A 12,976-nucleotide genomic window follows, 5' to 3' on the forward strand; every position below is an offset into this window, starting at 1 on the left:
TGCTCCGCCTTTCATTATCTCACAATGCTGCAAAATAAATTATCCGGTATTAGCTACCGTTTCCGGTAGTTATCCCAGTCTTGAGGGCAGGTTGCCTACGTGTTACTCACCCGTCCGCCGCTAACCTTCAGGAGTGCAAGCACTCCATCAAGTCCGCTCGACTTGCATGTATTAGGCACGCCGCCAGCGTTCGTCCTGAGCCAGGATCAAACTCTCCAATAAAGTTTGACTTGCTCATTTCTTAACTGACGAGAATTTGTTCAATTCTCTATTTCAACTCCCCACCGAAGTGGTTCGTTTTACTCACTCGTTGTTCAGTTTTCAAAGATCAACTTCTTCGTCGCCGGCGAATCTCGTTCGCATCAGCAACTCTTATAATATATCATGTTTGTTTCGATAATGCAAGAGGTTTTTTAGGAAGTTTTTAATGTTCTTCATCACTCTCGGCTGACCTCTGCTCCAGCGCAACCTTACGTTTCGCGACTGGATTTATAATTTATCATATTTATCGATTCGAAGGCAATACACAATTTATTCCAAGTGATCATTCTTTTATATTGCCTGCTAACGATGAAGAGATTCATAGACAATACATCATACAGTCAACAAAAATACAGTCAACAAAAAGAGACCGAAAATCGGTCCCCTCTTGTTAACTATAATCACAACATAAGGATTTAACCCCTAATCCAAGGATTGTCGCGCTTGGTTTTAGCAGAAGATTGCGGCCTGCGAGATTTCTTGGCTGCCGGTCCTGTTTTGGCTTGCTGACGATGGACTTTGGCTTTCGGCTTGTTATTCTCTTCAATGCCGGCCTCTCCGGATATGGATGGCCCCGTACCGTTTTCAAGTTCACTGCTAACCGTCACATTGCTTTGCTTCGCTTCGAAAGGAGCTGCAGCATTGAATTCGGAATCGATCGGCTGGTCATTTTGTCGATCATTCCAGTTCGGTTCATATGGATTTACAAATGAAGGATAGGCTCCATGTGTTCCCATAGGTGCAGACGGAGAGCCGTATGCGCCAGCACTGTAGTTCATTCCCCCCTGCCACGGTTGATACGGTGCCCCCATGTCAGGCGCGTACGGACGATGCCCATGTTGTGGGTACCCGAAATGCGGCATGTGATGGTGGGAACCCACTTCTCCCCCGTGGCATCCGCAAGGAGACGGAACATAACCATAGGTCATTGCGGTATGATGATGCTCAGGATATGGATGGTAGTCGGAAACCATATTCCCTGTATAAGATTCCGTGATCGAGAACTGGGAATATTCCATGCTCATCGGCTGTTCAGAAACGCCCGGATATCCTGAAACTGTACTTCCCCAGCCTTCATTGTAGGAAACCGGCATCGCTTCTTGCGGCATGTTGTGATACGGATGGACGGCATTCCCATAATCAGCGCCTGACCATTTCATAGGCTCATGACACCCGCTGGGGCCTTCATGAAGACCGAACGGAGGCATTGCAAATGCGGGTGCCTCTTTAAAAGGAAACTCCGGACACGGATGCGGCATCATTTGCATCGGCATCTGGGCAAATGGCGGACATGGTTCGGCTATGGGATGAACAGGATGCGGTAACGGCATGGTTTTGACAGGATACGTATACTCCGGCTCCATAGGTTTATATGGAGATATGAATTCGGGTTTAAACTCTGGTTTAAACTCTGGCTTGAACTCTGGCTTGAACTCCGGTTTGAATTCGGGTTTGATTTCGGGTTTGAACTCTGGCATGATTACGGGCATTTTAAATTCCGGCATCACTTCCGTTTTTTTCACCTCTGGCATAATCTCTGGTTTCTTGATTTCCGGCATGATGATCGGCTTCTTGATTTCAGGTAATATCTCCGGTTTGTATTCCGGTTCCATTTTCTTAGGCTCCTCGGGGAAAGGCGAAATTTCCGGAAGCTTCGGCAGAATCGGCGGCTCAGGCTCCTTAACCTCAGGAACGACCGGAGGCTGCTCGATCGGCGCTGTTATTTCTTCCTTAACTCCGGTGTAATCCTTGCTGCCGGGTTTCTTCTTGCCTGCAGCTGCACCGCTGCCACTGCTCATGGAAACCCCGTCATCAACGTCGGACTCCATAGAACCGCCTGATGAAGGGATGTTGACGACTTCTCCCACCAGCAGGGCATTCGGATTTTTAAGCTGCGGATTGGCATTGATGATTTCCTTCAGAGTGACTCCCCATGCCTTGGACAGTTTCCAGAGGGAATCTCCCTGCTTTACCGTATGCTTATGGATAATGGGTTGGCTGCCGTCAGGGACCTGAACGGGCTCGGTCGGAACTTTGATTTTGGCACCGACATCGAGCTTATTCGGATCCACCAGCTGTGGATTGGCATCGATGATTTTCGCTAAAGGTACGTCGTATTTTTTGGACAGCTCATATAGGGTGTCGCCTTCCTTGACGATGTGTATCTTCACGCCGCTAAAACCTCCTACACTCTTCTAGGCGTCATGTAATTCGCCCGCTTTCGTTACTACATCCTATGCACGGAATGGGCGATTGACATCCCTCTGGGCAAAAAAAATCCTTTCATCGACATGAAAGGATGGTTTAAGTCGTTTATTTAGTTGTCCTAAAACCCTAGGATTCCCATACTTTATAGCCGTCTTGATCCACAATTTTGCGGAATTCCTCCAGCAATTGCAGCGTAACGGGACCAGCCTGGCCTTTTCCGATGATCCGTCCGTCAATTTCGCGGGCCGCAATGACCTCAGCAGCCGTGCCCGTAAAAAAGACTTCGTCCGCAATATATACGTCATGCATGCTGAACGGCTCTTCCTTCAGTTTAATGCCGAGTTTCTCGCATAAGTCGATAATGGCTTGACGCGTAATGCCTTCAAGTGCGCCAAGATAGCACGGAGGCGTAGTGACCACGCCGTTTTTGACGATGAAAATGTTGTCCCCGGAGCCTTCCGTCACATATCCCTGCGCGTTCATCATAATAGCCTCATCCGCTCCCGCAAAGTTGGATTGGATCTTCACGAGGATATTGTTCAAATAGTTCAAGGATTTGATTTTCGGGTTAAGCGCATCCGGTATGTTGCGCCGCTGGGCAACGGAAACGGCCTTCAGGCCATTGAGATAAGCTTCTTCGGAATAAATCGCCAGCTGCTCCACAATGATCAACACGGTCGGTTTAGGGCAGCGGCGCGGATCCAGCCCCAAGTTGCCGGCACCGCGGGATACCACGATACGGATATACCCATTCCGCATGTCATTGCGTCGAATGGTTTCGGCCATAGCCTCCAGCAGTTCTTCATATGCCAGGGGGATGACTAAATCGATGGACTTGGCGGAATCATACAGCCGGTCCAAGTGCTCTTTGCACTTAAAGATGTTGCCGTTGTATATTCGAATGCCTTCGAATATGCCGTCTCCGTACAGAAACCCATGGTCAAAAACGGATACTTTAGCATTCTCTTTTGTAACATATTCTCCATCTAGATAGATCCATTGCTCCGACATTTACTTAACCTCCATTTTCTCACTCTCATAGGCATAGCCCGGATAAGAGCCCAGCACTCGAACCAGACATCCCAGCGCTTCAATCTCTCCCATGGCGGCGACCAGCAGAACGGAATCCGCTGCGGCCATGACATCGATATAAAAATAGTAATTACCGAGCTTCTTCTTCGTTGGACGGGATTCGATCCGCGACAGGTTCAGGCGGCGCCACGCAAAAGCGGAAAGCACCTGGTGCAGCGCTCCCGGCACGTCTTCTGGAAGCGTTACGAGAATGCTGGTCTTGATATGTTCCGGCGAACGGTTGACCAATATCGGCTCGCGTCCGATCAGCACGAACCGTGTGTAATTGTTATCATGGTCGGTAATACGCTCGGCAAGCACGTTTAATTCGTGGGTGGCCGCGCCTAGCGAAGTGCCGATTGCCGCCCATCCCCGGCCGGGATTCTCCTTTACGATCTTAACCCCTTCGGAGGTGCTGCCCACTTGCTCCAACTCAGCCTGCGGTGCAGCCTTCGCAAGGAACTGACGACACTGGGCGGTCGCAACTTGGTGGGACCAGATTTTTTTGATCTGACTGTAATCCATCGTTCCGTCACTTGAACGGAATTCGGCGGCATTACCGATCAGGTTCTGAATGGAGGGATAGACCCACTCCACCTGCATCGGCAGATCCACCTCATTGACCAGCCAATCCATATGAAGGCTCACGGAGCCTTCGATGGTGTTCTCGATCGGGATCACGCTGTAATCGCTTTTCCCTTCTACTGTTGACATAAATACATCAGAGATCAGTTTATGGTGGACAAATTCCACCGGCTCACCATTTAGGAGATAAAGTATCGCTTCATGAGATACCGATCCTGAGGGCAACAAGGCTATTTTTTTCATGCGGTAACTTCCCCTCTAATCATATCCAAAAAGGATCTATTGTTGATATCATCCAAGAGCTGGACGCCTTCCGCAACTGGATTCAATGGGTAGCACGAAGACCGGATTCCTTCCGCCTTCATCGTCTCCGTAAGAAAAGTGCTCAATTCTTCTGCACGCGGTTCGTTCCGGTCCACTAGTGCAATCATTGTCGGACCCGCTCCGCTCAGTGCGATGCCGAGTGCTCCGTGATCAGGCGCTTCGGCCAAAATCCTGGACATTCCCGGTACAAGCGGGGCACGATATGGTTGATGAATCCGGTCTTTCATCGCGGCACGAATCAAGTCCAGCCTGCCTGCCGAAAGAGCAGCGGCCATCAAGGAGGACCGACTAATATTATATACAGCATCCGCTAAACTGACCTGGGCGGGCAGCGCTTCCCTTGCTTTGGATGTCGCAAGCTCGAAATCGGGAATCACCACGAGCGTTCCGAGGTCCGCCGGAGGTTCAATGCGCATATAATCCGCATGGGATCCATCCCATACGGCCGCAATGATTCCTCCAAATAAAGAAGCCCCCACATTATCAGGATGCTTCTCAAGATTCGTCGCCATATCGAAAAGCTTGGAATCCGGCAGGGGTGACTCGATTAGAGCATTGGCTGCAGCCAGCGCGCCTACGATCGCCGATGCGCTGCTGCCAAGGCCGCGGGTGAGCGGAATTTCGGAATACATGGAAATCTCGAGATCAGGAACTGCCTGTCCCGCTTCTTCAAAAACCATTTGGGCCACCTTATAGATCAGGTTGCTCTTATCGGTCGGCAGACCGCCCATCTCATTGCCATGAAGATGGAACACGGTCTTCTCCGACGCTTTCATCTCGATCCAGGAATACAGGGACAATGCCATGCCGAGCGTATCGAATCCGGGTCCCAAATTAGCCGTGCTGGCCGGAACCTTCACCCGGACTCCTTGGGACAAACTCATACCCGAGCAGCTCCTTCAAGCTTAGCAATGGCATCCATTACGGCCGACTCCGTATCCGATACGACGAGCGGTTCGGCGTTCACGGTAGAAATCGCGATATTCGGATCTTTCAGCCCATGTCCTGTCAGCACACAGACAACGGATTCTCCACCTTTAAAATATCCCTCTCGCTTCATTTTATAAACGCCTGCGATGGAGGCAGCCGATCCTGGCTCGGCAAAAATCCCCTCACGCGATGCGATTTTGCGGTATGCTTCCAAGATTTCCTCGTCCGTGACGTAGTTAATTTGTCCACCGGATTCCTCAGCCGCCGCAACCGCGGTTTTCCAACTGGCCGGGTTCCCGATGCGGATGGCCGTCGCTACCGTTTCCGGATTCGGAATAGGCTCTCCCTTGACGATAGCCATGGCGCCTTCCGCCTCGAATCCAAGCATCTTCGGCAGGGAAGTGGATTTGCCCGCTGCGTGGTATTCTTTAAATCCTTTCCAGTAAGCGGAGATGTTCCCCGCATTACCGACCGGAATGGCCAGTACGTCCGGAGCTTTGCCCAACTGGTCAACAACTTCGAATGCAGCCGTCTTCTGGCCTTCGATTCGATAAGGATTCACGGAGTTTACCAGCGAAATCGGATGCTTGGCCGTGATCTCGCGTACGATTTCCAGCGCGCGGTCAAAGTTCCCTTCAATCGCGATCACTTTCGCTCCGTAAATCATCGCCTGCGCGAGCTTGCCCAGCGCGATATTGTTGTTCGGAATGATCACGATGCAGTTTAATCCGCCGCGAGCGGCATAAGCAGCAGCGGCTGCCGATGTATTGCCCGTAGAAGCGCACATGATGGTACGGCTTCCTTCTTCCATTGCTTTCGCAACGGCCATGACCATCCCGCGGTCTTTGAATGAACCTGTCGGGTTCAGCCCTTCGAATTTGAAATGCAAATCGATTCCGAGCTCTTCGGATAGATTCACGGCTTTGATGAGCGGGGTATTCCCTTCCTTAAGCGTTAGCAGCGGGGTACGCTCATTTACCGGCAAATATTCTCGGTAGGTTTGAAGCAATCCTTCATACGGCATCTCTCATGTTCTCCTTTTCTTATAAAAAAATTATATATGTTGATTTAATGTTTTCCAATCCTTATCCTTCAACGCGGTAAACACTTTTAATTCGGCGAATGACTTCCAGGCCTTCAAAGTGATTCAGCACTTCATCCATGCTGGCTTTGCTCGCATTGTGCGTAACGATAATAATCTCCGCGTCCGGGTTGTGCTCGTTCGGCTGCTGCACAACGGACTCCAAGCTGACGTTATATTGAGCGAACACCTGCGTAATTTGGGCAAGTACACCTGCTTTATCGTCGACATGAAGCAGGATGAAATTTTTGTACATGATCTGCTCATCGGTTTTGAGCTTCTTCGGTTTGTAAGGAACGATGGCTTTCAGACCGTTAACGCCAAGCTTCAGATTCTTGATGACCGCCACCAGGTCTGCCACAACGGATGTCGCGGTTGGCATCTCGCCCGCACCCGCTCCGTAGAACATCGTTTCGCCGACGGCCTCCCCGTATACATACACCGCGTTAAATACGCCGTTCACGGCGGCGATGGGATGACCTTTGCGAACCATCGTCGGCTGGACGCTGATGCTGAATTCATCGTCCTGACGCTCCGCGATACCGAGAAGCTTCATCTCGTAGCCCAGACGCTTGGCATAAGCGATATCTTCTTTCGTTACCTGCGAAATGCCCTTAACGGATACATCCTGGAGCTCAACGTTCGTGCGGAAGCCGAGGGTACCGAGTATTGCCATTTTGCGGGCCGCGTCCAAGCCTTCCACATCGGATGTCGGATCGGCTTCCGCGTATCCCAGCTCCTGAGCTTCTGCCAGGACATCCTCATAGGAGGCGCCTTCCTGGCTCATCTTGGTCAAGATAAAGTTGGTCGTACCGTTCACGATCCCCATGATTTTCATGATACGATCCGACGAGAAGCCTTCAATCAGCGTACGGATAATGGGAATGCCGCCGGCAACGCTTGCCTCGTAGAACACGTCGCACTGCTTCTCTTGCGCCTTGGCCAATATTTCGGCACCGTGCAGGGCCATCAGATCCTTATTGGCGGTTACGATGTGCTTGCCGCGCTCTAGCGCTTCGAGGATGTAGGTTTTCGTCTGCTCGATCCCGCCCATCACTTCAACGATGACATCAATCTCGGGATCGCGAATGACCGCCCAGGGATCTTCCGTTAATTTACTCTGATCCACATTGACGCTGCGGTACTTCTCCAAATGTTTGACGGCGATGCGCTCGATCGTAATCGGCGAACCGACCTGGCTGCTCAAATCCTCCTGGTGCCCCTCAACGATGCGGACTACCCCTGTTCCTACGGTTCCTAAGCCCAAAAGTCCTACTTTGACCGGTTTCATTAATACATTACCTCCTGTATCCCATCACATAGATATCTATTTATTCGTCGTTCCTACCCTAACCTTGCCCTATCATCTGCACTCTTCTGACTCCGGCTATCCGCCTCAATCCGTCAAGCAGATCATCCAGCTCCTCATTCAGCCGGGAAACTTCAACGGAAATAACGACATTGGCTATTCCTTGCAGCGGGATGCTCTGATGAATGGTTAGCACATTCCCGCCTTCACCCGCTACCAGCCCCAGCACCTCGGATAGCATGCCCGAGCGATGTTCCATATCGATGGAAATCGTTACGATTTCATCACGTTCCAATTGATTGATAGGGTGGATGCCGTCCTTGTACTTGTAAAAAGCACTGCGGCTAAGCCCTACCTGCTCGACGGCTTCATGAACCGTCCTCACGTCTCCCGACGCCAGCAGTTTTTTCACTTGCATCGTTTTAACTACAGCCTCGGGAAGGATGTCTTCCCGGACCAGATAGTAGCGTTCCTTCACAAACGTCCTCTCCTCAAAGACTACTGTATTCGTATAGTGGACATTATACTGGATATACCACGTAAGGGCAATACATAAGTGACCCATTTTTAGCGAACCCGATATTTCCGGGTCAACCCTATAGCCTATACTATATCGCAATTCGAAACGGAACTCATCGGTATTCACGTCAAATTTGCAAATGATGCGTTAAAAAACAGCCCCCGGTATTCCGGAGGCTGCCGATAACTTCAAGCTAACTGGTGTATCTCATGGTCAAGCCGCAGTACTCGCATGATACAGATTCATTTGGGTTTAAAATAGTGCTTTTTCCACAGCCAGCACACTCATGACTTTTCGGACCTAGTGACGCGGCTGATATTTGTGGTTCCTTGGTATAGGCATTCACCAGACTATGGGCATCTTCCATGGGAAAATTATTCAAAGGCTGTGTATAGACGTTTAGCTGTACTCTGCCATCTTTTATGATTCCGTTCGAAAAAGATTTATGATTGAGAAGGTACTGCAAATCTTTCAGTACCAAGGATGGCGGCTGATGAACTTCTGATGCAATGTCTTCAATGCTTTGATGGCCGCTTGAAACCAACGTTTCATACTCTTTTGCAAGTTTAAAAAACCTCTTATTTGCCTTTAACCTTAATACGTATAAGACCGCCACGATCAATAAAGCTATAACACCAACTAATAAAGCCAATTCAATAGCCTTATCTGCCCGTAGAGAAGGCTCGTACTCCCTATACGGAACTAAAAAGTAATACATTACAATAAATAAGTAACCCCCAATCAGGCAATTGGTTAATTGATAGTAGTTGTAGCCCTTCCTATAGTTCATAGATGTCGTTCTAATAATTTTCCATAGTACCGCTAGTAAAATAACGGGAAATAACACGAAACTTCCTAGTAGAATTAAAGCATCCAAACCGGTTGGCTGTGGCTCAAACTGTTGATCTTCCCTTACTTTTTTGTTCATTCTTTTCAATTCTCCTTCAGCGATATCATCTATTCATCAGTAAGCTTCCACAGTACTCACATTCCTTCGATTCCATATGGCTGAGCATGAACTTAGAACCACAGCCAGAGCACTCCACGCTTTTCGGTTGTGGAGATGTTGATTGTGTTTTGATGGTTGCCGGTACTTTTCCAAGATCACTCTCCTGAAGTCTTGGGGGACCCGCAACCTGAGTGGAGTGTTCAAACAAGAGATTCTCAGTTATATTCACATTCCTTTCAAACATCAACTTTCCGTTAACGATGGCTCCTCGGGGAAAATGCTTATTACCCATCAGATACTCTAAATCCTTCTCTACGCTCAACTCTCCTTGGCTTACTAGCTTTGCAATTTCTCTTATAAGATGAATCTGATGTGTAAATATCACTTGCCTATACCGATCCACCAATTTGAAAAAATGCTCATTTCGATTCGTGTAAAATCCAGTTGCGATTATCAATAAAACAAAGGATATAACAAATACTCCAACAATATAAGCAAATATAGAATTGAAGAAAAAACCATAGAGCAGGTAGGAGACAAAACTTACGATTAATTGAGATGAAATTAATTTAAAGGTAAATCCTTTCCGATAATTAAGATGCCGAGTGGAGACTGCCCTCCAGATAGCCAAGGGAATCAGTATATACGGCAAAAACAAGCTGCCACCTACCAGAAAGTTATCCAGTGCCTCAGGCTGCGGCTCATATTTAAAATGTTTCTGATCCTTTTTTTGCGTTGCCAATGAATGAACCTCCTTCGCGGGTTACTAAACAACATTCATCGTGCCGCAATACTCACCCTATTTTCCTCATGCCACAATCACGGTACCGCAATACTCGCATTCCTTCCCCTCCACATGCGTTACGACCGTTCTTGCTCCGCAGCCGGGGCACTCCACGGATTTAGGCGCCGGATCGGACGCAGGTTCGGTTCGGGATATGGGAGCCGGGCCTGCAGTTGTATCGCCGATTGAATACTGCACGCTGCGCGAAACGAATTCACCACGGAATGGTTCGGACTTTCTGTGCAAGGACGGAATGAGAACAACTCCGTTGTCGAGCTTTCCGTTAGGCAGCATACGCTCTTCAAACATGAACGTAATATCCCGGATCACGTGTGCAGGCGATTGTCTCGCCTCACGGGCAATATGTTCAACCTGGACGAGCCCACGATGCAGGATGGCATTCGAATAGAATTGCAGCAAACTGCCGAATTTCTTGTCTTCCTTATTGGCGATCACCAGCATGATCATGGCTGGAACCAGAATGATTACACCCCAAACGACGGTAGCCGAATAGAGGCTTTCGATATCTTTGTCATCAATCGTCGCAAGAATCATGAGCAATTCAATGATTCCATAGGTAATGGCGAGCACCCAGCCGAAAAGGCGGTTGTTCCTCCCCTTACAACGGTTGTGGCGATGGGTGACTAGCACCCGAACGGCTGCCAGCACGATGGCCAGCGGAAAAAAAAGCACGGCCAGCGCGATTATCGAATAATCCATTTTCGTGAACTTTAGTTTAAAACGCTTCAGATTAGAAGCTCCCATATGCTATCCCCTCTATCATATGCATTAGGTTGATCCCGCCTTTGCCTTCAGAAGCACCGTATTGCGATCCTGCACCGTTCGGAGAATATCGCGGATGATAGGAACGGTTTGCTCTGCCAGTTCCTTGCGCTGTTCAGCTTGCGCCTCGCCGATCAACGTTACTTGGTCCTCCAGCATCGCAATTTTTTGCTGAATCAACTGCTCCTCTTCATATAAGGAGGGATGTGATATGGGATCACTATAACGCAGCGTCTCTTCAAGCTCGGCGATCTGCCGTTCCAACGACGGCATGTTCTCTCCCTGCAGTTCGCTTAGCTTGCTGCGAATCTCCCCGATCCAGGCTACAGTCTCTCTCTTGACCGCGAGATGATCGCTTTCCTTCCGCTCCTGTGCGCCTGCATATTTTGCCGCCAGGAATACGAGCCCAAGAACTATGAAAAATCCAGAAAGCGTAATCAGATGAATCATGAAATACGAGGATACAGGCAGCTTAAATAAATATCCCAGCAAAATAACCTCCAGCACAACGAACACCGTATAGATACCAATAATGATGCCGGAAGCAATATAAAATGGGGTGCCTGACGAAGCTGCCTTCCCCCTGCCGATGACAGAGCCGATAAATAGGAGAACGGCCGCTTCGGCGCATCCGACGGCAATCCCCGATATCCAAGAATTCGGCTGAAACATCCCGCCGATCCATCCAAATAAGAGGATCGTGACAAACGGAAGCGCAATGGCTGCCAGCCATGCCCCGTTTCGATCCTTGGTTCTTGTATTCACGTGGTTCCCCCGCTTTCGCTTCACATCAATTTATGACCGCACTCCATGCAAAACTTCTGGCCCGGTTTGATCTCATGATCGCAGCCTGGACATGTAAGCGCGTGACTCGACCCGCAGTGCGGGCAAAACTTGGCTTCGGCATCCACCAATTCTCCACATGCCCTGCAAGGCATCGGCAGCGGTGCACCGCAATCCGGACATTCGGCTGCGCCTGCCGGGTGATCATGTCCGCACTTCGGGCATGCATGGTAAGGGTCGCCGCAATGAAGGCAGAACTTTGCATTCGGAGCCAGGGGCTGCCCACAATCGTTGCACAGGATGGCTTTCGCCGGCGCTTCCTCGGCCTGAGTCTGAAACGACTGGCCGCAGCCCGAACAGAACCGCGCTTCTTCCCCGTTCAGCATTCCGCACTTGGTGCACGCCTTCTGCTTGATTTGCATATCGTTCTTCTCTTGAGGTTTGGCATGGTCAAACATATGCCGGGCGGTCTCATACATCGGACCGACCATTCCGAGTCCCATGCCCAGCCCCGTTCCCATGACCGCTGCCGGGCTTCCGGGATTCTTCGCCGCTCCCTCAAGCGTATTAAAGGTTCTTTCCTGATGGTAGGTATAACCGATGATATCCATCTCCGCTTTTTTTGCCAACGCTTCCTTGATTCGGACAGCTGCAGGGTCATGCTCCGGTATGTTGATGGAATCCACATAAAAATTCAGCAGGGTAATCCCCATCTCTTCAAATGAAGGCGCAATCGCTTCCATGATGTGCTTGGAGATTTCCGCTATGTAAGCATTAATTTCCACAACGCTGATTTTTTTCCGAACGATATAGGAGGATATGATTTCCGTAATGTTGGACATCAGCACGCCGCGGTAATATTTGACCAGCGTTCCCTGATCAAAGGTTGGCAGGGTCCCGACCATGGTTCCCAGAAACTTTCGCGGATCGCTGATTTGAACGCCGAATTGGCCAAAGGCTCGGAGCGATACGATGATGTTGTATTTCGGATCCTGCAGCTGGATCGGCGAGCTGGTTCCCCATTTCACGTCCAGCGAACGAAGTTTGTTCACAAACCAGACTTCTGCCGTAAAGGGAGACTTCCCTCCGAATGGAAGATTGATGACATTGGATAAAATCGGGATGTTTGCCGTACTCAGCGTATGCCGCCCAGCCGGGAAAGAGTCCAGTGCCTGACCGCCTTTGTACAGGATCGCCTCCTGCGTCTCATGAACAATGAGCTGGGTCCAGGTGCCTAACTCCTGGTTCGGATAACGCCAGGCAAACACATCCGGCGGGCCTTCGTATTTTACGACTTCAATAATAGCCATAGTTCTACTCTCCTTTTTGCGCCGTTCCTTCCATCCTGAGATCTATGGAAAAGGTACTATTGTACTACTATTGTATAC

Annotated in this window: 12 protein-coding genes and 1 rRNA gene; all 13 read right to left on the reverse strand. The window is 49.6% G+C overall.

The features are described 5' to 3' along the window. Positions 1-222 (reverse strand): 16S ribosomal RNA (locus tag BMX45_RS15365); the annotation flags it as partial. 455 nt (positions 223-677) lie between these two features. Continuing rightward, positions 678-2,432: a LysM peptidoglycan-binding domain-containing protein gene (locus tag BMX45_RS15370; protein ID WP_090910424.1), complete on the reverse strand. Its 1,755-nt coding sequence runs from the start codon at positions 2,430-2,432 to the stop codon at positions 678-680. A 163-nt stretch (positions 2,433-2,595) separates the two neighbouring features. Further along, positions 2,596-3,480 carry a branched-chain-amino-acid transaminase gene (gene ilvE / locus BMX45_RS15375; protein ID WP_015734030.1) on the reverse strand — a complete coding sequence of 295 codons (885 nt, stop codon included), beginning with the start codon at positions 3,478-3,480 and terminating at the stop codon, positions 2,596-2,598. Further along, the gene (gene pheA / locus BMX45_RS15380) at positions 3,481-4,368 is read right to left on the reverse strand and encodes a prephenate dehydratase (protein WP_009594007.1); all 888 of its coding nucleotides are present in this window, start codon (positions 4,366-4,368) and stop codon (positions 3,481-3,483) included. Beyond that, positions 4,365-5,333, reverse strand: coding sequence for a homoserine kinase (thrB, locus tag BMX45_RS15385; protein WP_090910425.1), 969 nt, complete (start codon positions 5,331-5,333; stop codon positions 4,365-4,367). The genes pheA and thrB overlap by 4 nt, the downstream gene beginning before the upstream one ends. Further along, positions 5,330-6,403 carry a threonine synthase gene (gene thrC / locus BMX45_RS15390; RefSeq protein WP_009594024.1) on the reverse strand — a complete coding sequence of 358 codons (1,074 nt, stop codon included), beginning with the start codon at positions 6,401-6,403 and terminating at the stop codon, positions 5,330-5,332. The genes thrB and thrC overlap by 4 nt, the downstream gene beginning before the upstream one ends. A gap of 61 nt (positions 6,404-6,464) precedes the next feature. Further along, positions 6,465-7,751, reverse strand: a complete 1,287-nt coding sequence (locus BMX45_RS15395; RefSeq protein ID WP_090910426.1) for a homoserine dehydrogenase — start codon at positions 7,749-7,751, stop codon at positions 6,465-6,467. Between the two features lie 58 nt (positions 7,752-7,809). Then, a complete protein-coding gene (locus BMX45_RS15400; RefSeq protein ID WP_009594028.1) occupies positions 7,810-8,247 on the reverse strand; it encodes an ACT domain-containing protein in 438 nt (145 codons plus the stop codon). Positions 8,248-8,482: 235 nt separating this feature from the next. Then, a complete protein-coding gene (locus tag BMX45_RS15405) occupies positions 8,483-9,217 on the reverse strand; it encodes a hypothetical protein (RefSeq protein ID WP_090910427.1) in 735 nt (244 codons plus the stop codon). Positions 9,218-9,242: 25 nt separating this feature from the next. Beyond that, the gene (locus BMX45_RS15410) at positions 9,243-9,980 is read right to left on the reverse strand and encodes a hypothetical protein (protein ID WP_090910428.1); all 738 of its coding nucleotides are present in this window, start codon (positions 9,978-9,980) and stop codon (positions 9,243-9,245) included. Between the two features lie 66 nt (positions 9,981-10,046). Then, a complete protein-coding gene (locus tag BMX45_RS15415; RefSeq protein ID WP_090910429.1) occupies positions 10,047-10,787 on the reverse strand; it encodes a hypothetical protein in 741 nt (246 codons plus the stop codon). Between the two features lie 24 nt (positions 10,788-10,811). Beyond that, positions 10,812-11,570: a tropomyosin gene (locus BMX45_RS15420; protein WP_090910430.1), complete on the reverse strand. Its 759-nt coding sequence runs from the start codon at positions 11,568-11,570 to the stop codon at positions 10,812-10,814. Between the two features lie 20 nt (positions 11,571-11,590). Next, the gene (locus BMX45_RS15425) at positions 11,591-12,898 is read right to left on the reverse strand and encodes an SPFH domain-containing protein (protein WP_090910431.1); all 1,308 of its coding nucleotides are present in this window, start codon (positions 12,896-12,898) and stop codon (positions 11,591-11,593) included. Positions 12,899-12,976: the final 78 nt, after the last annotated feature.

Origin of the sequence: Paenibacillus sp. cl141a, from assembly GCF_900109305.1 — a bacterium.
GTDB lineage: Bacteria > Bacillota > Bacilli > Paenibacillales > Paenibacillaceae > Paenibacillus_AQ > Paenibacillus_AQ lautus_A.

What these genes read in the sequence shown, in the direction of transcription:
- BMX45_RS15415 (WP_090910429.1), bottom strand. Translation starts at nt 10,787, where the DNA reads ATGGGAGCTTCTAATCTGAAGCGTTTTAAACTAAAGTTCACGAAAATG.
- ilvE (WP_015734030.1), bottom strand. Translation starts at nt 3,480, where the DNA reads ATGTCGGAGCAATGGATCTATCTAGATGGAGAATATGTTACAAAAGAG.
- BMX45_RS15425 (WP_090910431.1), bottom strand. Translation starts at nt 12,898, where the DNA reads ATGGCTATTATTGAAGTCGTAAAATACGAAGGCCCGCCGGATGTGTTT.
- BMX45_RS15405 (WP_090910427.1), bottom strand. Translation starts at nt 9,217, where the DNA reads ATGAACAAAAAAGTAAGGGAAGATCAACAGTTTGAGCCACAGCCAACC.
- BMX45_RS15395 (WP_090910426.1), bottom strand. Translation starts at nt 7,751, where the DNA reads ATGAAACCGGTCAAAGTAGGACTTTTGGGCTTAGGAACCGTAGGAACA.
- thrC (WP_009594024.1), bottom strand. Translation starts at nt 6,403, where the DNA reads ATGCCGTATGAAGGATTGCTTCAAACCTACCGAGAATATTTGCCGGTA.
- pheA (WP_009594007.1), bottom strand. Translation starts at nt 4,368, where the DNA reads ATGAAAAAAATAGCCTTGTTGCCCTCAGGATCGGTATCTCATGAAGCG.
- thrB (WP_090910425.1), bottom strand. Translation starts at nt 5,333, where the DNA reads ATGAGTTTGTCCCAAGGAGTCCGGGTGAAGGTTCCGGCCAGCACGGCT.